Source organism: Methylophilus glucosoxydans (assembly GCF_042676145.1).
Taxonomy (GTDB): domain Bacteria; phylum Pseudomonadota; class Gammaproteobacteria; order Burkholderiales; family Methylophilaceae; genus Methylophilus; species Methylophilus glucosoxydans.
On sequence record NZ_JBHTJW010000003.1, the window covers coordinates 29,743 to 54,492 of the forward strand.

22 protein-coding genes are annotated in these 24,750 nt (G+C 52.6%); 17 read left to right on the forward strand and 5 right to left on the reverse strand.

Features of this window, described 5'->3' with window-relative positions; translation table 11 throughout:
* The first annotated feature begins 41 nt into the window (after positions 1-41).
* The 12 genes from ACFQ1T_RS11840 (at position 42) to ACFQ1T_RS11895 (ending at position 14,506) form a co-directional block, all read left to right on the forward strand.
* Entirely contained in the window at positions 42-3,125 is a 3,084-nt protein-coding gene (locus ACFQ1T_RS11840; RefSeq protein WP_379077007.1) for an ExeM/NucH family extracellular endonuclease, read from the forward strand.
* A gap of 57 nt (positions 3,126-3,182) precedes the next feature.
* Positions 3,183-3,950: a PEP-CTERM sorting domain-containing protein gene (locus tag ACFQ1T_RS11845; protein WP_379077010.1), complete on the forward strand. Its 768-nt coding sequence runs from the start codon at positions 3,183-3,185 to the stop codon at positions 3,948-3,950.
* Positions 3,951-4,019: 69 nt separating this feature from the next.
* Positions 4,020-6,317, forward strand: coding sequence for a 5'-nucleotidase C-terminal domain-containing protein (locus ACFQ1T_RS11850; protein ID WP_379077013.1), 2,298 nt, complete (start codon positions 4,020-4,022; stop codon positions 6,315-6,317).
* An 85-nt stretch (positions 6,318-6,402) separates the two neighbouring features.
* Positions 6,403-6,912, forward strand: coding sequence for a PEP-CTERM sorting domain-containing protein (locus ACFQ1T_RS11855; RefSeq protein ID WP_379077016.1), 510 nt, complete (start codon positions 6,403-6,405; stop codon positions 6,910-6,912).
* A gap of 156 nt (positions 6,913-7,068) precedes the next feature.
* The gene (locus ACFQ1T_RS11860) at positions 7,069-8,745 is read left to right on the forward strand and encodes a DUF2341 domain-containing protein (RefSeq protein ID WP_379077018.1); all 1,677 of its coding nucleotides are present in this window, start codon (positions 7,069-7,071) and stop codon (positions 8,743-8,745) included.
* Between the two features lie 10 nt (positions 8,746-8,755).
* On the forward strand, positions 8,756-9,166 hold the full coding sequence (locus ACFQ1T_RS11865) for an ExbD/TolR family protein (protein WP_018986307.1): 411 nt from the start codon (positions 8,756-8,758) through the stop codon (positions 9,164-9,166).
* A 3-nt stretch (positions 9,167-9,169) separates the two neighbouring features.
* The gene (locus ACFQ1T_RS11870) at positions 9,170-9,574 is read left to right on the forward strand and encodes an ExbD/TolR family protein (protein WP_194747416.1); all 405 of its coding nucleotides are present in this window, start codon (positions 9,170-9,172) and stop codon (positions 9,572-9,574) included.
* A 9-nt stretch (positions 9,575-9,583) separates the two neighbouring features.
* Positions 9,584-10,288, forward strand: coding sequence for a TonB C-terminal domain-containing protein (locus ACFQ1T_RS11875; protein ID WP_338656804.1), 705 nt, complete (start codon positions 9,584-9,586; stop codon positions 10,286-10,288).
* A 93-nt stretch (positions 10,289-10,381) separates the two neighbouring features.
* Positions 10,382-12,007 (forward strand): putative porin, encoded by a 1,626-nt coding sequence (locus ACFQ1T_RS11880; protein ID WP_379077022.1) that lies wholly within the window; start codon positions 10,382-10,384, stop codon positions 12,005-12,007.
* Between the two features lie 9 nt (positions 12,008-12,016).
* The gene (locus ACFQ1T_RS11885; RefSeq protein ID WP_313983273.1) at positions 12,017-12,691 is read left to right on the forward strand and encodes a hypothetical protein; all 675 of its coding nucleotides are present in this window, start codon (positions 12,017-12,019) and stop codon (positions 12,689-12,691) included.
* A gap of 49 nt (positions 12,692-12,740) precedes the next feature.
* Positions 12,741-13,427: a CAAX prenyl protease-related protein gene (locus ACFQ1T_RS11890; RefSeq protein WP_379077025.1), complete on the forward strand. Its 687-nt coding sequence runs from the start codon at positions 12,741-12,743 to the stop codon at positions 13,425-13,427.
* A 119-nt stretch (positions 13,428-13,546) separates the two neighbouring features.
* Entirely contained in the window at positions 13,547-14,506 is a 960-nt protein-coding gene (locus tag ACFQ1T_RS11895) for an EpsD family peptidyl-prolyl cis-trans isomerase (protein ID WP_379077027.1), read from the forward strand.
* 514 nt (positions 14,507-15,020) lie between these two features.
* On the opposite strand, the gene ACFQ1T_RS11900 is transcribed toward ACFQ1T_RS11895, so the two are convergent.
* Genes ACFQ1T_RS11900 through ACFQ1T_RS11920 form a run of 5 tightly spaced genes read right to left on the reverse strand, consistent with a single transcriptional unit; the run spans position 15,021 to position 19,551 of the window.
* Positions 15,021-16,421, reverse strand: a complete 1,401-nt coding sequence (locus ACFQ1T_RS11900) for a DUF4350 domain-containing protein (protein ID WP_379077030.1) — start codon at positions 16,419-16,421, stop codon at positions 15,021-15,023.
* A complete protein-coding gene (locus ACFQ1T_RS11905) occupies positions 16,414-17,160 on the reverse strand; it encodes an ABC transporter permease (protein WP_194747403.1) in 747 nt (248 codons plus the stop codon). The genes ACFQ1T_RS11900 and ACFQ1T_RS11905 overlap by 8 nt, the downstream gene beginning before the upstream one ends.
* Before the next feature lie 14 nt (positions 17,161-17,174).
* Positions 17,175-17,807 (reverse strand): response regulator, encoded by a 633-nt coding sequence (locus ACFQ1T_RS11910; RefSeq protein WP_194747401.1) that lies wholly within the window; start codon positions 17,805-17,807, stop codon positions 17,175-17,177.
* Positions 17,808-17,822: 15 nt separating this feature from the next.
* Positions 17,823-18,176, reverse strand: coding sequence for a hypothetical protein (locus ACFQ1T_RS11915; RefSeq protein ID WP_379077033.1), 354 nt, complete (start codon positions 18,174-18,176; stop codon positions 17,823-17,825).
* Positions 18,163-19,551 carry a histidine kinase gene (locus ACFQ1T_RS11920; RefSeq protein ID WP_379077036.1) on the reverse strand — a complete coding sequence of 463 codons (1,389 nt, stop codon included), beginning with the start codon at positions 19,549-19,551 and terminating at the stop codon, positions 18,163-18,165. The genes ACFQ1T_RS11915 and ACFQ1T_RS11920 overlap by 14 nt, the downstream gene beginning before the upstream one ends.
* A gap of 292 nt (positions 19,552-19,843) precedes the next feature.
* Here ACFQ1T_RS11920 and ACFQ1T_RS11925 point away from each other — a divergent pair, with 292 nt between their 5' ends.
* From ACFQ1T_RS11925 to ACFQ1T_RS11945, 5 genes are all read left to right on the forward strand, one after another.
* Positions 19,844-21,640, forward strand: coding sequence for a methanol/ethanol family PQQ-dependent dehydrogenase (locus ACFQ1T_RS11925; protein ID WP_379077039.1), 1,797 nt, complete (start codon positions 19,844-19,846; stop codon positions 21,638-21,640).
* 98 nt (positions 21,641-21,738) lie between these two features.
* Positions 21,739-22,581 carry a methanol oxidation system protein MoxJ gene (moxJ, locus tag ACFQ1T_RS11930; protein WP_275357162.1) on the forward strand — a complete coding sequence of 281 codons (843 nt, stop codon included), beginning with the start codon at positions 21,739-21,741 and terminating at the stop codon, positions 22,579-22,581.
* Between the two features lie 37 nt (positions 22,582-22,618).
* Entirely contained in the window at positions 22,619-23,233 is a 615-nt protein-coding gene (moxG, locus tag ACFQ1T_RS11935; RefSeq protein ID WP_379077043.1) for a cytochrome c(L), periplasmic, read from the forward strand.
* Between the two features lie 84 nt (positions 23,234-23,317).
* Positions 23,318-23,593 (forward strand): methanol dehydrogenase [cytochrome c] subunit, encoded by a 276-nt coding sequence (locus tag ACFQ1T_RS11940; RefSeq protein WP_194747393.1) that lies wholly within the window; start codon positions 23,318-23,320, stop codon positions 23,591-23,593.
* A 129-nt stretch (positions 23,594-23,722) separates the two neighbouring features.
* Positions 23,723-24,742: an AAA family ATPase gene (locus tag ACFQ1T_RS11945; RefSeq protein ID WP_379077046.1), complete on the forward strand. Its 1,020-nt coding sequence runs from the start codon at positions 23,723-23,725 to the stop codon at positions 24,740-24,742.
* The last annotated feature ends 8 nt before the right edge of the window (positions 24,743-24,750 follow it).

A 24,750-nucleotide genomic window follows, 5' to 3' on the forward strand; every position in this document is an offset into this window, starting at 1 on the left:
TATTCAGGATTTTACGTGAGCAGATAACGACGGAGTTCTGAATGAAACTAAAAAAAATGCATTGGTTGCTGGCTTGTCTGGGCTGGTCTTCTTTAAGTCTTCCTTTACATGCCGAGGTGGTGATTAGTCAGGTGTATGGCGGACAGGGCAGTGTGTATAACCAGGACTACGTTGAGTTATTCAACAACGGTAGCGCTGCAGTTGATATCAGTGGCTGGTCTGTGCAGTATGCCAGCGCGACAGGGACGGGGAATTTTTCTGCCAATGGGGTGACTACTCTGTCTGGCTTGTTGCAAGCGGGTCAATATTATCTGGTGGGTTTGCGTAGCGCAGCCAATGGTTCAGCCTTGCCAACGCCTGATGCCAGCAATAATGGCACTGATATGAGTGGCACCAATGGCAAGGTGGTGCTGGTTAAGAGCAGTACTGGCCTGACTTGTAATGGCAGCTCTAACCCATGTAGCAGCAGCCAGTTGGCGCAGATTGCTGATCTGGTGGGCTACGGCACGGCTAACTTTGCTGAGGGTTCAGCAGCGCCGGCGATTAGCAGCAGCAAGGCCTTGTTGCGCAAAGGCGACGGTTGCCAGGATACCAACCAGAACAGCAGCGATTTCGTCGCTGGCACGCCTGCGCCACGCAATAGCAGCACGGCCGTGAATGTCTGCGGTGGCGGCAATAGTGGTGGTGGCAGCACAGGTAATCAACCGATTGTGACCTCCTGCCCGGCGATCACGCTGCAAGTGGGCGAGACAGGTGCAGGTCAGGTGCAGGCGTCGGATGCTGACAGTGTAGTCAATGCTGCGACCTTGGCTTCTAATGCGCCAAATGGCGTGAGCCTGGTTAATTTTGCCGCAGCCAGCAATGATGGCCAGTCAGCCAGCGCCGCTTTGCAACTGGATGGCAGCTTGCCAGCCGGACAATATACGGCCGATATCCAGTTTGCCAATAACGAAGCGCAGACCGCGACTTGTACCGTCAATATCACGATCAAAAACAGCAATATCACGCGTATTTACCAGATTCAGGGCAGCGCCTTGGGCACCGCCTCTGTCAGCCCGCTGAATGGTCAAACCGTCACCACTGAGGGTGTGGTCACAGCCGTGTTTCCAAGCCTGAACGGGTTTTATCTGCAAGATGCGAGCGGTGACGGCAACCCACAAACCTCAGACGGCGTGTTTGTTTATCTGGGAACCGGCGTTGCACCTACCGTCAGCAAAGGCCAAAAAATCCGCTTAACGGCCAACGTGACCGAGTTCAATACCATCACTGAGTTGGTGAATGTGAGTGGTTTGCAAGTATTAAGCAGCAACAATGTCATCTTGCCGACCGACATCAGCCTGCCTGAAGTGACCGAGGGCGATCTGGAAGCTTACGAGGGCATGCTGGTGCGTATCACCACCCCAATGACCGCCTCACAGAATTACTTTTTGGGTCGCTATGGTCAAGTCACGCTGTCTGCGGATGGCCGCATGCTCAAGCCTAGCAATCTGTATCCAGCCAACTCTGCGGCAGCAGCCCAGTTAGCGGATGAGAATGCCCGTCGCCGTTTGGTGCTGGATGACGGCAGCAGTGCACAAAATCCTAACCCGATCCCGTTTATCGGGGAAGACAATACGCTGCGCGCCGGCGATATAGTACAAAACCTGACCGGGGTGATTGATTATGGCCTGATCACGGCCTCCAGCACCGGCCCACGCGATTACAAGTTGAATCCTACCGAGCCTGTGCAGTTCCAGCGTGAAAACCCACGTACGGCAGCGCCTGCCAGCGTGCCGGGCAATCTCAAGATTGCCAGCTTTAACGTGCTGAATTACTTCACCACCTTTGCCAATGGCACCACAGCGAGCGGCCAAACTGGCCAGGGCTGCAGCCTGGGCGGTAGTGTCTCTGCCTCTAACTGTCGCGGTGCCAACAACCTGGCCGAGTTTAACCGCCAGCGTAACAAAATCATTCGCGCTTTAAGTGCAATGAATGCGGACGTGGTGGGCCTGATGGAAATCCAGAATAACGGCAGCACCGCTGTCCAAAATCTGGTAGACGGCTTGAATGCAGCGGTTGGTGCCAATACTTATGCGGCGATTGCTGATCCAGTGACTGGCACAGGGACTGACGCGATCAAAGTGGCGATGATCTACAAGCCTGCCAAGCTGACCCCGGCTGCGGCGGCCTTGTCTGATAACGACAGCATCAACAACCGTCCAACCTTGGCACAAACCTTCAAGGCGGCCAATGGCGAAAAATTCACAGTGTTGGTCAACCACTTTAAATCCAAGAGCTGTTCCGATGCCTCCGGTAGCAATGCCGATCAGGGCGATGGTCAGGGCTGTTACAACACGCGCCGTGTGGCCCAGGCCGATCGTTTGTTGCAATTCATCAATACCGTACAAGCGCAAGCAGGTGATCAGGATGTGGTGGTGATTGGCGACCTGAATAGCTATGGCAAAGAAGATCCTATCCTGACCCTGACCTCAGGCGGCTTGCAGGACCAGATTGCCCGCTTTAGTGGCGACAGTGATTACTCCTATGTGTTTGATGGCGAGTCTGGCTATATCGACCACGCCTTGGCCAGCAACAGCATGGCGGCACAAGTGACTGGTACCACGCACTGGCACATCAATGCCGACGAGCCGATGGTGATTGATTACAACACCGAATTCAAACCGCAAGACCTGTATAGCGATAGTCCATACCGCTCATCAGACCATGACCCGGTGATTGTCGGCGTGCAATTGGTGAAAACAGTCAATGGCACGAATCAGCGCGATACGCTGACCGGCACCGCAGGCGATGACGTGCTCACCGGCGGCTTGGGTGCAGACACCCTCACTGGTCTGGCCGGGCGCGATACCTTTGTTTACCAGAGCATGCGTGATGCCACTGACACCATTACCGACTTTACGCCCGGTGAAGACCAGTTGCAGATCAGCGAATTGCTGCAAAGCCTGGGTTACAGCGGCAGCCAGCCGTTTGCCGATGGCTACGCCCGCTGGGTGAGCGTATCAGGCGGCGTGCAATTGCAAATCGATGCCGATGGCACAGGAGGGACGGCCACCGCCAGACCACTGGTCACGCTGAAAGGATTAGCCATGAATCAACTGGATGCACAACGCGATGTGCGCTGGTAATCAACCATAACAAATCAATAAGTTGTTTTTAACAAACCGAGTGAGAGGATATTTAAGATGAAAAAAATCAGTTTAATGGCAGCTTTGTTGCTGTCTAGCCAAGCCAACGCGGCCCTGAATGCCGGTGACATCATGTTCACTGCGTTTAATGCCGATGAAGATGGTTTGTCATTTGTGACCTTTGTCGATATCGCCGCCAACACCACCATTTTCTTCAGCGATAACGAATGGACTGGCAGCGCTTTCAACAGTGGCGAAAGCTATAACCAGTGGGTTTCCAGCGACGTGGTTGCTGCAGGCACAGTGGTACGTTTCTCTGCCTACGACAAAACCAGCCTGTCTGCTTCCACTGGCGTGCTGTCTCGTGTCAGCGTGAGCGGTAGTGCAAACTGGGGTATTTCGAATTCTGGCGAAACTGTTTATGCCTACCTGGGTACTGCTGCGACTGCACCAATCACATTCTTGAGCGCCATTACCAACGGGACGTTTGATGCCCATGGCCCTCTGAACAACACTGGTTTGACTGCAGGCGTGAACGCCATTGAATTGACGGCTAAAGCCGGTGCCTCCAGTAATCCTGACTACGCCGAGTATAACGGTGTACGTGGTGGCCTGAATCACTTTACTGATTACAAGGCGCAAGTGGCTAACGTCAATAACTGGAATGTAGACACTGTAAACAACAGTGATTCTGCTGCATTGGTTCCCAATACCACAGCGTTTACTGTGGCTGCTGTGACGCCAGTGCCCGAAGCTGACAGCGTAGGCATGTTGCTGGCTGGTCTGGGTGTGTTGGCACTGGTACGTCGTCGCCAATCCCGTTAATCCCTAAAGCGTCTATTAATCATTTGTCAGGAGTGTCATGCAAGTGCATGGCACTTTGTGGAGAAAAGCATGTTTAAACTGAAACAATTAGCGGCGTGTGTGGCTTTGGCCATGAGCGCCAGCAGTGTATGGGCTGAGGGCGTGACCCTGTTGCATGTGGGGGATCAGGAGAGCTGGTTGCTGTCTGCCCAGGGCAACCTGCGTGACACCAGTGCCCAGGCAATTTCATTTTATGGTGGCGTCGACCGTCTGGCGACTGTGATCAAAAATGCCGAAACGGCTGCCGTGGCCCAAGGCCGTACGGTACTCAAGCTCAACGCCGGTGATGCCTTTTTGCCTGGCCCACGTTTCACGGCCAGCCTGAACAACCTGTCTACCAGCTACAGTGATGGCGGTCAGGATTTTTATGACGCGATCGCCTTGCGCCAGATTGGCTTTGATGCCATGGTGTTTGGCAACCACGAGTTTGATCTGGGTCCACAAATGGCTGCGCGTTTTGCTAAAGTGACAGGCAGCACTTATCTCTCTAGCAACCTGGACTTTAACGCCACCGCTGAATTCAGTGCTTTAAAAGCCAGTGGTCAAGTGGCGCCTTCCAAAGTGATCACCACCGCAGCGGGTCATAAAATTGGCCTGGTCGGGGCGACTACTCCGCTGTTGCCTACCATTTCTTCACCGGGTGCAGTCAGCGTGATCGGCTACGATGCCAACCACACCGAGGCACAAAACCTGCAAGCCTTGATTCCCCTGATTCAGGCTGAAGTCAATCGCCTGCGTAACGAGCAAGGTGCGACCACCATCATCTTGATGAGCCATCTGCAAAATGCCGCTAACGAAATTGATGTCGTGGTCCCTGCATTGTCCGGGGTGGATCTGGTGTTGTCTGGCGGTGGTCATGAACTCATGGTGGATCCAGATGACCTGCTGATCAACGGCGGAGTCGGTGCCACTTATAATTCTGATCCGGTCTATGCCGTAGATGCCAATGGCCGCAATGTGCCAGTGATGACCAGCCATTTTGGTAACCGTTATGTCGGCCAGCTCAATTTTACGATTGATGATGCCAAAGGCACTTTTACAGCGGTGGAATCCAGCAAGATGATGCGCGTGTCTGGCGCGGCCGCCGATGCTGACCGCGTGGCTGGGGATGCGACCTTGCAAAGCAAGGTGGTGACACCCGTGCAAAACTATATCAATGCGCTCAATGCACAAATCATCGGCACCACTGCGGTGAAATTAAACGGCCCCACACATACGAGCTGTTCTGCTTTGCCATGTACTTTTGTGGCAGGCGTGCGTAATGCTGAAACCGGTTTGGGTGACTTGGTGGCTGATGCGATGCGCTTTGCCGGTAAAACCGATGTGGCGATTCAGAACGGTGGCGGCATCCGTACCAATATTGCTGCGGCTGGCAATGTGTCCGTCGGCGATACCTTTAATATCCTGCCGTTTACCAATCTGGTTAAACGCGCACCCGCCATGAACGCGACCCAGCTCAAAGACTTGCTGGAGCACGGTTATGGCGAGACCAGCCCGACCGGTCGTGCCAATGGCCGCTATGCCCAGATTTCTGGCATGCAAGTGATCTACGACAGCCGCAACCCGGCCAGAACCACGCAAGGCACAGGTAGCCGCATTCAACGTGTGGTGCTGGATGACGGCACCGTACTGATTGATAACGGTGTGGTCGTCAACAATAGCCGCACCTTCTCCTTCACCACCATAGACTTTACGGCCGCTGGGGGCGATGGTTACCCGTTTGCAGCCAATGGCGTGGTGTTTGAAAACAGCCCATTCACGATTACCTATCAAGAGGCCCTGGCTAATTACATCCAGACGCCTAAAGCTGAAGGTGGCCTGGGTCGCTTGAACAATGCCGATGGCGATGAAATCACCACCAACCTGTATGGCCTGGAAAACCAGTATGACAAAGGCGGCCGTTTGATTGACCTGGCAATTGCCAGCACAACCGCTGGCGTCACGCGCACGGGCACGGCTGGCCGTGATGTGCTGGTAGGCACTGCGGGGGATGATGTGATCAATGGTGGTCTGGGCGTGGATACGCTGACAGGTGGCGCTGGTAACGACGTGTTTGTCTACAGCAGTCTGCGTGAAGCGGGTGACACCATCACTGACTTTACCCCTTATGCCGACAAAGTGCAGTTAACTGCCTTGCTGGCTTCACTGGGTGTGTCTGCCAATACTGCATTGACTGATGGCTATCTGCGCCTGGTGGATGTGACAGGCGGTGTGCAGCTTTGGGTAGACAGTGACGGTGCTGCTGGTCCTGCCGCTGCCAGATCGCTGCTCACGCTCAAAGGCCTGACGGCGAAACAAGTGATACCTGCTCGCGATTTCACACTTTAACGCTCAAGTTTTCACAGATTTACTAATGCATACTTTTACTATTTAAAAGTTTTACGATTTCAAAGTTTTCTAGAGGAATATTGCAATGAATATGATCAAAAAAATCACCTTAGTGGCCTTGCTGGCAGTGGTGATGCCTGCGCAAGCCGCTATTCAATCCCTGCAGTTTAATGGCCTGGTGGATTCCGGCTATTACAATGGCACCAGCTACCAAGGCTTATTCAGCTTTGATGATGCGGGCCTGCTGTCCAGCGGCACTGAGTTAATTAACCTGAGCAGCTTGAACTTTAAATTTGGCAGCAGCGTGTTTGATTTGGCCACGCCGGCGTTGGCTAATGCAACCGCTGTGTTTCAGGATGGCGTGTTTACTGGCATTGAGTGGTCTGTTAACTCGAACACCCCGGCGATTGGCTTTAGCTTTATCGCGGGCAGTGCTGATGCCTCCGATGCTTACTTTACCTATGACACCACACTGGGTTTGTCCGGTGCTGGTAGCCTGACTTACGCAGCTGCAGTGCCTGAGCCAACCCAGTCTGGCCTGATGCTGCTGGGCTTGGGCGTGATTGGCTGGATCGCTACCCGCCGTCAGTCATAACCCTGTTTGCACTTGTAGCAAAAAAAGCCCGGTTCGCCGGGCTTTTTTGCGCTCTGCCTATGTGTCAGAAAAAACTAGTCCGACTAGTCCTGTCTTAATGTGACTGCAACATTCACTCTTTAGACTTGCTGCTCAAATTCACTTGTCAGCAAAACTATGAAGAACACACTTGGTTTATTGGTTGCAATTTTAGGGCTCACACTCTCTGTTTCCGGCGAGGCTGCATGGAACAAAGACTGGGCTACCCAGCAAAAAATCAGCATAGACACTACCAATATCAAAGAGGCAGTCAACCAGGCGCCGATGCTGGTGCGTCTGCATTCCGGTAATTTTGATTTTACCGGCGCCAATGTAGATGGGGCTGATCTGCGTTTTATTGCGGCGGATGACAAAACCGAACTCAAGTTTACCCTGGAAAAATATGATGCCGTCAACGAATTGGCGGTGGCCTGGGTGGTGTTGCCGCAAGTATCTTCGGCCAACAAGGATTTGTTTATCAATCTGGCAGCAGGCAATGAGTCTGCCACAGCCGCCAGCGATGCGCAGGCACTGAATGATCCGGCCTTGCTGGCACGGTTTGCCTTCTCTGAAAATGCCTTGCTCAAGGATAGCGGCCCGAGCCAGCTGACGGCCAGCGGCAACGCGACTGTACAAAAAGCCGGATTGATTGCAGAAAGCGCCGTACTGAATAACAGTCCATTGGCATTGACTTTGCCTGCCGTACCTGCGTTGGCCAATGGCAGCACCTGGTCAGTCTGGCTTAAGCCTGCCAGCTTGCCACAAACCGCCGTGTTGTTCAAAAGCGGCAATGTCAGCCTGCAGCTGGATGGCAGCGCCTTGTCCTTGCAGGCCGGTGGTGCAGCCACCAAAGCAGGCGAGTTAAAAGCCGGTCAATGGCAGCATGTGGCGTTGGTGTTTCAGGCTGGCCAGGCTTTGGTTTACCTGAATGGCCAAGTCGCTGGTCAAGTAGCAGTGACCGATGCGCAAGCGGCTGCGACATTCACGCTGGGCGAAAACCTGAATGCTGAAGTCGATGAATTGCAGTTGGCGAACACTGCCCGCAGTGCCGCCTGGCTGACCTTGGTTGCCCAATCACAAGGCGCGGATGCCAGCATGGTGAAAGTGGCTGCCGCGGGCGGGGAGGAAGAAGCAGAAGGCGGCGAAGCCAACTACATGGGCATTCTGATCAACAGCCTGACCGTGGACGCCAAAGTGGTGATCGCGATTCTGGCGGTGATGTTCGCCATCAGCGCCTGGGTGATGGTGAGCAAAGCACGCCTGGTGAGCCGTACTGACAAAGACAATGACCTGTTTCTCAAGCGCTTTCAACAGTCTAATGCTGCTGACTTGCTGGCACTGGACAAAACCGGTAGCTACACCCACTCCAATCTGTTTGGCTTGTACAAAGCGGGCTTACGTGAAATCAAAAAACGTGAAGTGGATGGCAAAGTGGCTTTGGGCGGCGCCTCAATTGATGCGATCAAGGCCGCTGTGGATGCCGATCTGGTCCGTGAAACCCAGCGCATGAACAGCATGATGGTGTTGCTGACCATTGCGATTTCCGGTGGACCTTTCCTGGGCCTGTTGGGGACTGTGGTGGGTGTGATGATCACCTTTGCTGCCATTGCTGCCGCCGGTGACGTTAACGTGAACGCGATTGCGCCGGGGATTGCGGCCGCCTTGCTGGCCACGGTGGCTGGCCTGGGCGTGGCGATTCCTGCCCTGTTTGGCTACAACTATCTGGCCAGCCGTGTCAAAAACATCACCATCGCCATGCAGATTTTTGTCGATGAGTTCATTACCCGTACCGCTGAACTGTACGGTAAGGAATAAGGCATAAGCGATGTCAGAAGGCGTCAAAGAAGAGAACCAGCTCTACGATGAGATCAACATTACGCCCATGCTGGACTTGGCGTACGTACTGCTGGTGATTTTTATCATCATGACTACCGCCTCCGTGCAAGGCGTCAAAGTCGACATGCCACACACGGTAAACTCTGCTGCCTTGGCCAAACCGCAAATGCGCGCGATTACCGTTACCAGTGATGGCAGTGTCTACCTTGATGCGTTCCCGGTGGATATGGCACAGCTGGAGCAGCGTCTGGCGCAATACAAAAGCAGTAATCCCGAGCTGCCGGTGGTGCTCAAGGGCGATGCCGCCGCGCATTATGAAAAGGTCTCTGAAGTGCTGGAAATCTGTAAACGGCTGGACATTACCGAAGTCGGCCTGGTGACCAAGAAAGTGGTGGAGTAAGCCATGCAAGTCCAGAACGACGCTCAACCATACGACACCATCAACATCACGCCCATGCTGGATTTGGCCTATGTGCTGCTGGTGATTTTTATCCTGATGACCACGGCGGGGGTGCAAGGCTTGACCATGAATCTGCCCAAGCCGTCCAACAAGCCCAGCACTGAAAAACACGACATCAAAATCGTGCAGGTACAACAGGGCGGCACGCTCACCATCAATGGGGTTGGCGTGACCATGGCTGAACTGGAGACACAACTCAACCAGGCCAAGGCCATGGATCCCAAGTTCAACGTCATGATCAAGGGTCAGCCACAAGCGCCTTATGCTGGCGTCATCGGTGTCATTGACCTCGTAAACCGCCTGCAAATTGAAAATGTCGGCCTGGTGACCGGCAAAATCGGGACTTAGGGTATGGCGATGGAAGATAACCTTTCCACTGACACGCCGGTACACCCCGCACGGCTGTGGGCGACCCGCATCCTGATCGCTGTATTGGTGCTGGCCGTCTTGGCTGGCATCGCTTATGGCATCAAAAAACTGTTTTCGGGTGGGCCGACGCAGAAAAAGCAAATCACTACTGTGAAATTGCTGCCCGACACACCGCCGCCACCGCCGCCGCCTCCGCCTAAAGAGCCGCCCAAGGAAACGCCGAAGGAGCAGCCGAAAGAAGCGCCCAAAGAGCCTGAGCCCAAACCGGTTGAAGCACCGCCTGCCGAGAACCTCAAGATGGAAGGCGCTGCGGGTGATGGCCCAAGTCCCTTCCAGTCCGGTGCCGTGAATAATGAGTACAAGGGGGGCGACGTCACCACTGGTCCCAAAATTGGCGGCAAAAAGAATATGGCTGCGTTTGCCTGGTTTACCAACAAGGTGGATGCGCAAATCAAGAAAGCGCTGGATGCAGAAAGTGGACTGAGCAAAGTGAAGTATCAGGTCGATGTCAGGGTGTTTTTAAATGCCCAGGGCGACATTGATCATGCGGAATTGATTGACTCCAGTGGTGATGCTGAAACCGATGCCTTGATCCGCAAAGTATTGAGCCGGATTCCGCCGTTGAAAGAGTCTGCGCCAGAGGATATGCCAAGAAAGGTCATCGTCAGAATGGCCTCGAAAAACATGTCATGAAGTACGGAACACACAACAGCGTTAATCAATATTGATCGCAAGCCTCGCAGTAAAGAGCCTCTTGCTAAAGAGCGAAAGTAACTAGGGAAAGATATGAAGATAAAAGCAAAGAACTGGATGATTCCATGGCTGGTGGCCGGCCTGTTTAGCACACAAGCGCAGGGTGTAATCGCCGGTGAACGTGAATCACTGGAAGAGGTGCGTGCCACCACCATGAATTTGATCGAGTTGCTGGTACAAGAGGGTGTACTGTCTAAAGAAAAAGCAGATGCTTTGCTCAAGCAAGCGCAAGCGGCCAAACAAAAAGCACAAGAAGAAGCGGCCAGTGTCGCCGAATCTGCCGCACCAGATGCGCCAGCTGCGGCGACGCAATCGAAAGCGATCCGCGTGCAATATGTGCCTGAGCATGTCAAAAACGAAATGCGTGCTGAGATTGAGCAAGAGGTGATGAAAAAACTCAATTACAAGGCAGGCGAGCGGTTAGGGATTCCAGAGTGGATTGATCGCGTTGAGTGGACGGGGGCTCTGCGTTTGCGCTACCAGGAAGATATGTTCAGTGATAATAATGTGACGCCTGCAGATCTTGCTTCTAATAATAGGCAATATATGCAAGTCAATAACACCAGTGAAGACAGGCAGCGTCAGCGTATTCGCGCCTTGTTTGGCGCTAATCTACATATTAATGACTGGTTGAATGGTGGTATTCGGTTTACCACTGGTATGCTACAGACGCCAGTGACTCCAAACCAGACAGAAGGCTTCTCGCAGGGTAAATTTATCTTTGGGCTGGACAGAGCTTTTCTTGAGGCTAAACCCTATGATTGGTTAACCTTAACAGGCGGCCGGTTTGCCAACCCATTCTTTACTGGCAATCAGACGTTCAACACAGACTTGCTCTGGGATCCTGATTTGGCATTTGATGGCTTGGTAGCGAGAGTCAATCCTAAACTTAACCAACACTGGCAACTCTTCTCAACAGCAGGAGCTTTCCCTATTGAAGAGATTGAAAGTTCAGATACCAACAAGGCTCGCGATAAATGGTTATATGCCGCGCAAGGTGGGATTGAATGGACCTCTGATAACAACAGTAAGGTGAAGCTTGGCGTTGCCTATTATGATTTTAAAAACGTTGAAGGTAAGCCGAGAGAGTTTGTTGGAGATACACGCTATGACGCGACTGTTCCTCTCTGGCGACAAAAGGGGAACAGTACCTTTAAAATGAACCCGTTTGGAAATAACTGCGGCAGTCAAAACAATCCTTCACTTTGTGGGCTGGCCTCTCAGTTTCAGCTAATCAACTTTACTGGTGAGGTCGACTTGGCAGTTTTCGATCCTGTCCATGTCATTTTGCATGGGGCCTATGTTAAAAATATCGGCTTCGATCAAGAAGAAATATTGCGTCGAACCAACACATTATATGATGAGCAGGATGAGGGGTATGAGTTTGCGCTCATGGTTGGGCATCCAATGATTAAAAAACTGCATGACTGGCAGGTGTTTGGGGGATATAGGCGTCTTGAAGCTGACGCTATGTTGGATGGTTTCACCGACTCTAACTTCCGTCTTGGTGGCACAGATGCCAAAGGCTTTTATTTGGGCGCACAGTACGGCTTGGGCAAAAATGCCTGGTTATCTTCCAGATACGTCAGTGCCGATGAAATTTCTGGTTTGCCATTCTCTGTGGATACCTTTTTCCTCGACTTTAATGGCCGGTTTTAAAGGGACTGTATGAAACTCATCTCGTCACTCCTGCTGAGCCTGAGCTTGATTGGACTCTGTGTAGAGCCAACGGCTGCTGCAGAAAAGCAGGACAAATCGGCCAAACGTGCCGCCATCCTCATGCAAAAAATGAAGCAGGATTTGGAGGCTGAAAAATCTGCCCTGCAATCGCAGTTTGAGCAAGAAAAACAGGGCTTGTCGCAAGCCTTGGATCAGGCGCAGTCTGCACAGCGCTCGCATTCGGCCAAATTGCAGGGACAGCTCAAACGTAACCAGCAATTGCAGTCTGACAATCAGAAGCTGTTGCAGGAAAAAGACGCGTTATCTGCACAACTCAAACAGTTGCAAACGCAGCTCGCCGAAAAAAACCAGCAACTTGAGGCGGCCGAACAACAACTCAAGCTTGCACATGCGACGCAAGAGAGCAACGAGCAGCAACGCAAACAACTGCTTTCCAAAGTGAGTGACAACCACCAGAAGCTGACCAGCTGCGAAGAAAAAAATAGCCGTTTGTATGCGTATGGGCATGAGCTGGTGGATTTGTATGACAATGCCAGTTTTTATCAAAAAGTGCTGCGTTCAGAGCCGTTTTTTCAATTAAAGCGGGTTGAACTCGAGAATATCCTTCAAGAAAAACACAGTCAGTTACTGGAAAACAAGGTCGACAAAGTTGCAACGCCTTAAGTGGCTTCCAGCATAGGCAGGTAGACTGTTTGATGATAGGCTTGCCTGTATGATGCGTTTAATTGATCACTGGTTCACGCGCGCAGAATGTGCGCGCATCTTTCCGTTTATCGGCTTTATTTTGCTGTTGGCCCTGCAGCCTTGGTTAGTGGATCTCTTCACTGCGCTGGGGGTGGCGGGGCAAGCGGCGTATTTGTGTCGCTGCTTGCTGGCCTTGGCGTGCCTGTTCTACTTTAGAGCTGATTATCGCGAGTTGACCGACAAGCCTGCGCGCGCGCAGGTCGGGCTTGCCTTACTGGCGGGGGTGTTGGTGTTTGTGCTGTGGATTGCGCCTTACCCAGTCTGGTTGGGCGGGAGCGAGACACAAGCCATCGTGGCGATGCCAATGCAGACAGGGGAGGATCTGTTCTGGTTAGCTTGCCGTTGGGCGGGTTCTGCATTAGTGGTGCCTGTCATTGAAGAATTGTTCTGGCGTTCGTATCTGATGCGCAGGCTGGATGCGAACGATTTTCTGACTGTGTCACCTGCCGCAGTCACGACTTATGCAATCCTGCTAAGTAGCGTATTATTCGCTGTGGAGCATCAGCTCTGGTTTGCAGGGCTGTTGGCAGGATTGGTATATGCCTGGTTATACCGTCATTTCCAGGTGCTCTGGGTGTCAATCATTGCGCATGTCACCACCAATGCGCTCTTAGGGGCGTGGGTAGTGTTTGGTGACCATTGGCAATATTGGTGAACCGAGTGTGTAAGCGTTTGTCTTGAACAGCGCGTCTGGCTCAAGACGGCGGATTAAAAACCGTTATCAGGTTGCGAGTGATCGCAACAGAAGTTAAAAATAGCGAATATTAAAGGGTGATGATGAAAAAAATCGCATTGATCGTACCAGCACTGATGCTGGTAATGGCTGGTTGCAGCAAACATGATGAAGCCAGTAAAGGCGGCTCCCAGGTGGTTGCCAAGGTGAATGGCAGCGAAATTACTGTGCATCAGTTGAATTTTGCCTTGTCCAAACTGGGCAAGCTGGACCAGTCGCAAGTGAAAGCCGCATCTGAAAAAGTGTTGCAGCAAATGGTAGACATGGAATTGCTCAAGCAAAAGTCTGTGGACGAAAAACTTGACCGTGACCCGAATGTGTTACAAGTGCTAGAGGCCACCAAGCAGCAAGTGTTGGCGCAAGCCTATATGCAAAAAGTGGCGGCAAAACAGGCCACCCCTTCAGCCGATGAAATCCAGAAGTTTTATGACACGCATCCTGAGTTATTCAGCGAGCGTAACGTCTATGTCATCCAAGAATTCGCAGTACAGGATGGCACACAACACGTCAGCGAGATTGAAGCAGGCATTAATGCCGCCAAGACGCCTGAGGAAATTGCGAAATGGCTGCAAGACAATAAATACGTTTTTAACGTAAATGCCAGCCGCAAAGCCGCCGAACAGTTGCCACTCGAGTTGCTCAAGCAGCTTAACGCGTTGAAAGCGGGCGATACGCTTGTAGTCAAGAGCCCACAGGCATTGGTTTTGCTGTATCTGGCCAAAGTTGATCGCCAACCGGTCAATTTTGACAATGCTAAACCAGTGATCCAGCAGTTCCTGGTCAACTCTGGGCAGCAAACACTGATCAAGAATGAGGTTGCGAGTTTGCGCAAAGAGGCCAAGGTCGAGTTTTATGGCGACTTCTCTAAAATGACCCTGAACGCTGACACCACTGCGCCTGCAGTCCCGGCAGCCAAACCAGAACCTGCAGCGGTTGCACCAACATCGCCAACAGAGGCCACACATAATCAGGCGATTGAAAAAGGCTTGTCCGGCTTGTAAGTATCGACTTGCCAACGGAACGGCAGACCTGCCAAATCAACAAAAGCCCTGCATCTTGCGGGGCTTTTTTATGGGAGGATTTTCATATGCAGACAAAAACCGTAATGCCGCTTTTGTAGTTTTGTAATTAGAAGGCGGGCATGCAAAGCAAAGTTAATGGCGTCAAAGATCTTTATTTGCCAAAGGATAGCAGTCAACGAGAAAGCGAATTTACTTAAGCATCACTATGGCTGGACCATGAAGTGGTTTGTTTTTTTGTGTTCTGCTTATGCATTTTTAATCCTGATAAAGGTAATTCGTTTATTGCTGAGTCGCAGCAAATTGTGATCGTAGCAATTAATAATTAATTTAAACAAAATCAATTGATAGGCTATGAAGTCAAGCACGCTTAAGGCGCACTCATTTACAGTCCGCAGTATGAAATAGATTCAATCATCAGCTCAAGCAAAGTGATGATCTTGCGGCCATCAAGCGTCCTCTCAATCCTCTGAACACACTAACCTTTAACCTTACCTCAAGCACGCTGTTTTCTGCGCCAGGCCCAGCCGCCAGCGAGCAGCAAGGCCAATGGCAGCCCAAACTGGAAACCGTTAAACAGCAGCATCAGCCAGGTACGTTGCGTTGGTAATGCAATCACGGTATCGCGGAGTGGCGTCACGGGCAGGCTGACGGTAGGCTGGTTATTCACGACCCATTGCAGGTTTTGCAGGCTGAGTGCCAGGTTGCCGCCGCGCTGGATTTGCTGGTTAGAAAAAAAGTCTGGGCTCGCGATGACCAGAATGCGTTGTTTGTTGCCTGAGGCCAAGGGTTTTTCCAGCGCCAGCATCAACGTGGCCGGGCCGGGTGTATCTTTTGTGGCATTAAAGGTCATGGCGGAGGGCGCCGGATGTGCGGCGGGCTGATAGCTTGTGCTTACCCAGCCTTGTTCTGCTGCTGCCACCAGAGGCAGGCTTTGCCACGGGTCATTCGGGATGCGCTGGTGCTCTATCGAGTGCGCCTGGTGGAAGAAGGTGCGCAAGCCAAATTCCTGCGTCGGTCCGCGGGCGCCATAGCGCTGGGTACTTAAATCATGCAGGGGAATATCAAACTGGCGATTGACTGGATCAATGACTATGCCTGGGCTAATGGTCAGGCGCAGGTCTTGTGCCAGTGCTTGCAAGCCCTGTGCCTGTGGCGAGGTGGTGAGCCAAACCAGGTTGCCGCCTTGTTGCACATGTTGGCGAATCGCCGCGATTTGTGCAGGCGAGTAGGGTTTGTCGCTCCCGGCCAGGACCAAACTTGGTAAGGTTTTCGCTGGCGTGGCTGGCAGGTCTCCGGTCAAGACGGGGATGCCTGCGTTTTGTAGGGCTTGTGCCAATTGGCTCAAGCCAGTGCCATGCGTGTCATGCAATGCATGGGCCACGAGAAATTGCAGCGGGGCGCGTTCGCCATGCTGCAGGCTGAGTAAGGCATTGGTAAAGGCTTCTTCGGTGTAAGGCAAATACAGGCGCTGCTGCTGGCCGGCATAGCGGATCAGCATTTCGCCTTCTTTTTTAATCTGCCACTCTCTGGCCAGCGTAGGTGCGGTGGCAGGATCAATAAATTGCAGATGTATGCCGCGGTGTTGCTGCTGATAGCGCTGCACCAGCGCCACAATCGACTTGCGGAAATAGCGGCCCTTGAACGGGCTGTTGCTGCAAAAGGCGATAATCTCTATTTGCCCCGGCAGGTCGTGGAGAACCTGCTGGCTGGCGGCAGATAAGGTATTACGATGATTGTGTGTGGTGTCTGCCATGGCATGAAACTGCCAGGCCAGCCAGCCCAGTCCCAGTGCCACAATCAGCAGCGCAGGCACCACCAGTTGATGCTGCCACCAGTGGGCAAGGCGTTGGCTTAAAGGAGGGGCGGTGGAGGTGTCTTTGGTTGTATTAGCCATACAGTCGGTCCGCATGTAAACGCCGGATCGCCAGCAGCACAAAAAAGCCGGCAAACAAGACAAAAAACAGGATGTCGTAGCTATTGAGGATGCCCAGCGCAAACTGGCGGTAATGCTGCATCAGTGAAAAATCATGAAACAGGGCCTGGTGGTCGTCGCTGAAAAACTTGTCCAGCAACAGCCAAAAAGTCAGCGCGGTCAGGCTGCAGAATGCTGCCAGGATAGGGTTGGCGGTCAGGCAAGAAATATAGAGCCCGAGCGCACTGCTGGCTAGCATCAATAACCATAAGCCAAACGCATGCGTGAGCAGATAGGGCAGGTCAATTTCTGCCCAGGGCAGCAGCAGCGCGATCATCAGCACCATGCTGAGAATTAACAGACTCAAATAGCTGAGGATGCCAAGCAGCTTGCCCAGGATCAGTTCAGTCATGCTGAGTGGTGCACTCATGAGCAAGGCCATGGTCTGGTTTTTGCGCTCCTCACTGATCAGCTTCATGCTTACCAGCGGCACCACAAACAGCATCAGCACGGCTGCCACACCAAACACACCTTCTGCCATAAACTGGGTGAGGCCGATACGCTGTACCTGCCAATGCGCGCTTTGCATGATCTCGAAATACTGGTTAAAACTCAGGCTGTAATAAGTGCCAACAATGGCCTGAAAGATGGCCAGCACCAGCCAGCCCATGGGTGTGGCAAACAGGCTGCGTAATTCTTTGCGGGCAATGATCAGTATCATGGGCAACCCTGCGCTTACAAGCCCTTGATAATGCCAAAACGCACGGCAATATGCACCAGCTGGCCCGTGGTTTCGACGCCCAGCTTTTGCCGCACACTGGTCTGGATATTGGCGACGGTTTTGTAGCCAATATGCATGGCCTTGGCAATTGCCGCCAGCGCCTCGCCCTGGGCAATGCGCCGGAACACTTCAAACTCGCGTGGCGAGAGTTTCTGGATCGGGTTTTCCTGGCTTTCCAGGTGATACATGGACAAACTCTGCGCCAGTTCGTTATTGATATAGCGGCCGCCCTTGAGGATTTTCTGCACCGCCTCCAGCACCACTTCTGGCGGCTCAGTTTTGGTCACATAGCCGCGTGCGCCTGCTTGAATCGCGCGCGTGGCATAGATGCAGTCATCATGCATGCTAAAAATCAACACGCGCATCTGCGGCTTGCGGTGCAAAATGCGTTTGAGCGTTTCCAGCCCCCCTATGCCAGGCATGTCCAGATCGAGGATCAGCAAGTCCGGGTGGTTTTTTTCCACCAGCAGGCAGGCTTCTTCGCCGCTCAATGCATCTTGCGTGACCTGGTGGTTGGCCTGCTCCAGCATGGTCCGCAAGCCTTGCCTCAGCATGGCGTGGTCATCTGCGATCATTACTTTGGCCATGACGCGTACGACTCCTTACTTCTTGTTGGCAAAGGTGATGTTCACACATTTGTCGTTGGCAAATGTGAGTTCGGCGGTATTGAAATATTTATTTGGCGCATATTGAATCTTGCCCTGGTAATACCACATTTCAACGCTGTCACCTTCGCCTGCCGTCGCTTGACCTTTTTCCTTCAGGATCTGGTCAGCGTTATGGGGTTTAACGGCCACTTCTTTTTTCACCGGTTTGCCCAGTTGCTCTTCGACAAATTGGCGGGATTTTCCGCTATAAGCCTGCAAGAAGGGTTGCTCTAGCGTGTTGAGGTCTTTGGCTGCGAGCGAAAAAGGGAACAGCAGTACGATCAGGCATGGCCATTTAGGATGTTGCATAGTCATTGACTCCCGGGTTGGTGGGTAAGGAAGAGGCAGGCAAAGCCTGCGGGTGTGCCTGCAAGGGCAATAGGCCAGTAATCAAGGTGCCGGCTTGCAAGCCACTCATGAGCTTGAAGCTGCCATGCAGGGATTCGATGCGTTCGCGCATGCCGACCAGGCCGACGCCTTCGGTGGCCAGTGAAGTATCCATGCCTTTGCCATTGTCACGTACTTCAATCTGCAACCACCATTTGTCCTGACGCTGGATCACCTGCAAATCGATCCAGACTTCGGTGGCCTGGGCGTGACGTGCAATATTGGTCAGCGCCTCTTGCGTCACGCGAAACGCCACGATATTGATATCTTCGTTTAAGGCATGCTCGCCGGTATCCAGCAGCAAATGGCAATCCACGCGCGGATTGAGTTTTTTCCAGTCACTCACCAGTCGCTCGATGGCCCCGACCAGGCCCAGTGAATCCAGCGCGGGCGGGCGCAGATGCTTGATCAGGGCGCGGATGGATTGCTGGACGTGTTGCGTATTGGAGGCGATTCTGACCGCAATCACATGCGCCTGCTCCGGCGTGCTTTTTTGCAGGGTGAGTGCATCCATACGGATCGCCGTCAGGTATTGCCCGGTTTCGTCATGAATCTCGCTGGCAATATATTTGCGTTCATGCTCTTGCACCTGCATGGCATGGCGCGCCAGCACACGGTTTTCTTTCAGGGTACGTTCCAGGTCCTGCTCGACTAGGCATTGCTCAGTCATATCTACCAGATACCCATGGATTTGTGCGGCCTGGTTGTCGCTGGGAGCCATGTAAACAAAGCGGGCACTCACATAACACGGCAGGCCATCTGGGCGGCGGATTTGCAGCTTGTTGAAGTTGATTTCCTGCTGCTGTTGCAATTGCACAATAAATGGCAGCCAGTCAAAGCTGAACAACTCACGTGTATTGCGGTTGTGGCTCAGTGGGCGGCAAATACGCTCAAAGGCGCGGTTGTGCATGCCGATGTTGCCTTCCAGGTCCAGCACTACATTCCCGGTCAAATCTCCATCAAACAGGGTTTTATAGAGCTGCTGGCTGCTACTCAGACGCGCCTCGGTCTGTTTGCGGCGCTGGATTTCGGCATGAATCTCACGCCAGCGGCGCTGGCTGAACCACACACTGAGCAACACCAATACAAACAGGGTCAGTGGGACTTCGTCTAGTTGCGCATATTCATAGGTGAGTAGCCAGGCGTTCACACGTTCTGCCAGGTCGAATGCGGATGACAGCACAAAGGTGACGGCCACGCCTGCGATCACGATAAGCGTGTCACGACTGGCCCGACTGAGATGGCCGAGCTGATGAAATACCCTAAAGAATGGCATAGACCAATGATATGAATGCATGACTTGAAAGATCCACTCAGTCAGCGCAGAGCACATCTGCTATTGACGGTGTTGGCGGTCAATTTGCGCCAAGTGAATGTGCGCCACTATAGACCACATCCTTAGGCTGGCTGTAGTGAAAGATTCCCGTTGTGGGGTGTGATGCGATGATGAATTCTTGAATAGATGATAGGGAATGTTTCATCTATTGCCAATGTTACAAATTATTAACAATTTCGGTCGTGAAGTGCAGCATTCGGGGGGGTGACTGCAACAACACATCAAACTCATTCTTGAGAGATTAGGAGATCGTATGAAAAACAATTCAACACGTGCCATTGTTGGCGCTTTGGTTGGAGGCTTGTTTGCCAGCGTTTCTGGTCTGGCATTTGCGGATGCTGACCTGGACAAGGCATTGAACACCCCAGGGGCTTGGCCTGTGGCAACCGGTGGCTATTATAGCCAGCACAACAGCCCGCTGGCACAAATTAACAAATCCAACGTTAAAAATGTGAAAGCAGCCTGGTCATTCTCTACCGGTGTGCTCAATGGTCACGAAGGTGCGCCATTGGTCATCGGCGACATGATGTATATCCACTCCGCTTTCCCAAATAACACTTATGCTTTGAATCTGAACGATCCAGGCAAAATTGTTTGGCAACACAAACCTAAGCAAGATGCTTCTACCAAAGCAGTGATGTGCTGTGACGTGGTAGACCGTGGTCTGGCTTACGGCGCGGGTCAAATCGTGAAGAAACAAGCCAATGGCCATGTACTGGCGTTGGATGCCAAAACCGGTAAGGTGAACTGGGAAGTGGAAATGTGTGATCCGAAAGTCGGTCAGACATTGACACAGGCACCGTTTGTCGCCAAAGACACGGTCTTGATCGGTTGTTCTGGCGCTGAGCTGGGTGTGCGTGGTGCGGTTAACGCACTGGACCTGAAAACAGGTGAACTGAAATGGCGTGCGTTCGCAACCGGTTCTGACGAGTCCATCCGTTTGGCAAAAGACTTCAACAAAGAAAACCCACACTACGGTCAATTTGGCCTGGGCCTCAAAACCTGGGAAGGCGATGCCTGGAAAATCGGTGGCGGTACTAACTGGGGTTGGTATGCTTACGATCCTAAGTTGAACCTGTTCTACTACGGTTCCGGCAACCCAGCACCATGGAACGAAACCATGCGTCCTGGCGATAACAAGTGGACCATGACTATCTGGGGTCGTGACCTCGACACCGGGATGGCGAAATGGGGTTACCAAAAGACACCTCATGACGAGTGGGACTTTGCTGGTGTGAACCAGATGGTGCTGACTGACCAACCTGTTGACGGCAAGATGACACCGCTGCTCAGCCACATTGACCGTAACGGTATCTTGTACACGCTGAACCGTGAAAACGGCAAGCTGATCGTGGCTGAAAAAGTCGACCCAGCCGTGAACGTGTTCAAGAAAGTGGACCTGAAATCAGGCACACCAGTGCGTGATCCAGAGTTTGCAGCCCGTATGGACCACAAAGGCACCAACATTTGTCCATCTGCGATGGGCTTCCACAACCAGGGGGTTGACTCTTACGACCCAGAAAGCCGTACCTTGTACGCAGGTCTGAACCACATTTGTATGGACTGGGAGCCGTTCATGCTGCCATACCGTGCCGGTCAGTTCTTCGTCGGTGCAACTCTGGCGATGTACCCTGGCCCGAATGGCCCAACCAAGAAAGAAATGGGTCAGATCCGTGCATTTGACTTGACCACTGGTAAAGCCAAATGGACCAAGTGGGAGAAATTTGCAGCTTGGGGCGGTACTTTGTACACCAAAGGCGGCCTGGTTTGGTACGCAACACTGGATGGTTACCTGAAAGCGTTGGATAACAAAGACGGTAAAGAGCTGTGGAACTTCAAGATGCCATCTGGTGGTATCGGGTCTCCAATGACTTACTCCTTCAAGGGTAAACAATACGTCGGCAGCATGTACGGTGTCGGTGGCTGGCCAGGCGTTGGTCTGGTGTTTGACCTGACAGACCCAAGTGCTGGTTTGGGTGCGGTTGGTGCGTTCAAAGAACTGCAAAACCACACACAAATGGGCGGTGGCCTGATGGTGTTCAGCCTGTAATTCAAGTCCTGAACCTGTTGATGTAGTGTGCAGGGTGGCCGTCGGTCGCAAGACGGGCCGGTCACCCTGTTCTCAGCCCTAGAGTGAAGAGAGCAAATATGTTTCCTGATGTAAAAAGAGTCCGTGCTGGCTGGGTTAGCGCCTGCCTCACGTTGGCATTCAGTCTGTTGGCGTTGCCTGCCGTGGCTGCAAATGCGCTCAATGTCTGTGCTGGTAAGTCCGAGCTGCCTTTTTCAAATGACAAGCAAGAGGGCTTTGAAAACAAGATTGCAAATGTGATTGGCAAGGCCATGAATCTGCCAATCAACTATTTCTGGTGGACCAATCCACTCACCCTGCAAAAAGACATGGAAGCAGGTAAATGTGATGTGTTGATTGGCACCGATCCGAATGATCCGCGTGTGCTGACGACCAAACCTTACTATCGTTCAGCTTACGTGTTTATCACACGCAAAGACCGTGAAATTGATGTGACCTCCTGGGATCATCCCTACCTCAAAGAGAAAAATTTCCGTATCGGTGTCATGCCGGATAGCCCCGGTAAGAACATGTTGCTGCAAATCAACCGTTTTGACGACATGTTTGACTACTTTACTGAAATCCAGAATTTTCAGTCCACCCGCAACCGTTACATCCACGTCGAGCCGTCACGGCTGGTGAATGATGTGGCCAATATGCACTTGCATATGGCGATGTTGTGGGCGCCAGAAGCTGCGCGTTATGTGCGTGCTTCCGAAGTGCCGTTGAATATGGTGATCGTCGAAGATACCGCCAAAAAAACCAACGGTGAAAAAATCCCCATGCACTACAACGTGGTCATGGGTGTCAACAAGCAGCACCCCGAGCTGGTGGATGCTTTGAATCGTGTCATTGATGCGCATGGCGCAGAGATTACTGCCATCCTCAAGGATGAAGGCATTCCTCTGTTGAGTCTGCATTAAGTCACTGTATTTTGTTAATCAAGTTTTGGAGTTTGAATTGAAAGAATCTCAACAACCGCATTTACGCCGCCTGCGTCAACCGCTGACCATGGCTTTGGGTCTGACGGGTTTGGTCATGGCTGCTTTTCTGACGGTGGCCTGCGCCAAAGATGAATCTGCTGCGAGTCCTTCTGCGGCTAAAGCAGAGGCGCCTGCCACCCCAGCCACTGCCGTGCATGTCGCGTTGAAAGATGGTCCGCCATTGGAGTTTCGTGGCACGATTTCGGGGGATGTGCTGGAGATCGCACCGATGGACGGTGAGACCTTTACCCCTGAAGCCAAGCATTTTTTAGCCACCGGTGAAAACCCCTACCGCTCCGATCCTGAAGCAATCAAAAAAGGCTATACGATTTTCTCAACCGCCTGTTCTGGTTGCCATGGTCACCTGGCTGAGGGCAAGTTAGGTCCGGCGCTGGCAGATGAATACTGGACTTATCCTAAAAATCAAACCGACAAGGGCATCTTTGAAACCATTTATGGTGGGGCGAACGGCATGATGGGGCCACAACAGGGCCGTCTGCAAGTGGATGAAATTATTCATATCATTGCCTGGATTCGTCACCAGGAGGAAGAGAACCTTAAAAACAGTGGCGCGGCAACGCCTCACGGTTAAACGACTTACCAGAGGGTTAGGCTGGTGGGCCCTCTGATAATTGAAAAAAATACACCAGCTAATTTGTGATTAAGGAGAAATGTGATGAAACACGTAATGACATTACTGGCCGTGGCTGGTGTGTTGGCAGTGTCCAATCAGGCTCTGGCTTACGATGGTCAAAATTGTAAAGAGCCAGGTAACTGCTGGGAAGCCAAACCCGGCTATCCGGAAAAAATTGCGGGTTCCAAATACGACCCAAAACATGATCCGGTGGAACTCAACAAACAAGAGGAAGCCATCAAAGCCATGGATGCACGTAATGCAAAACGCATTGCAAACGCCAAATCCAGCGGCAACTTCGTATTTGACGTGAAGTAATCTTAAATTCCCCCCAGGAGACTGACATCGTTTCCGGTGTCAGTTTCGTCCCCCGTTTGCATGTGACATACCGGTGTCGATTGTGCGCAGTCGATAGTGGCCTGTTTCATTCTGAATCATGGGTGGTGTATGGAAAAACAAATGGATTTGGCCGCATGGCGTGAAGGTGCGCTGGCGTTCGAGCAAGCATTAAACAGTGTGGTCGTTGGCATGCCTGAGCAAGTCAGGGCGCTCACGATTGCGATTTTTTCACGTGGCCACGTGCTGCTGGAAGGCGACGTCGGCGTGGGTAAAACCACGCTGTTACGCGCGGCGGCGCAATTGCTGGGCGGCGGCTATCAGCGCATTGAAGGTGCGATTGACCTCATGCCGAGTGACTTTTTGTACCATGCCTATATCAACGAGCAGGGGCAGGCTGCGGTCAAGCCGGGGCCACTGTTGCAACATGAAGAGGCGCTCTCGGTGTTCTTCTTTAACGAAATCAACCGTGCCAGACCACAGGCCCACGCCTTGTTTCTGCGCCTGATGGCTGAGCGCTCGGTCAATGCCTTTAACCGCGAATATCATTTTCCGCACCTGACCGTGTTTGCTGACCGTAACCGGCTGGAGCGTGAAGAGACGTTTGAGATCCCGGCAGCGGCACGTGACCGTTTCCTGATGGAAATTTCGGTAAAGGCGCCGGATGCACGTGAGCTGCAACGGGCACTGATGTTTGATACCCGCTTTTATGATGTCGATGCACTGGTCGGCCAGTTGCCGTCAGGCCTCACACCCTATGATCAACTGAATGCGCTGGCTACGCAAGTGCAAAGCACCGTGCGTGCAGAGATGGCCTTGCAGGAGTATGCGGTAGAGCTCTGGCGCGTGCTCAAGGACCCGCTGGCCGCTGGCATCAGCCTGCCCGAGGTGGATATGAGCCGCTTGCTGGCAGGTGGTGCCAGCCCACGGGGCATGGCCATGTTGATGCGCAGTGCGCGTACGCGTGCCTGGCTCGAAGGCCGCGATTATCTGACCCCGGATGATATCCGTGCCGTATGGCCGTATGTGGTGACGCACCGCGTGTTTTTGAGCGGCGCCTATGCCTTGCAGCATGAGCGGATTGCCCCGCAATTGCTGCAAGCCGTGCTGGATAAAGTCTCTGCGCCCTAAGCGGTGCT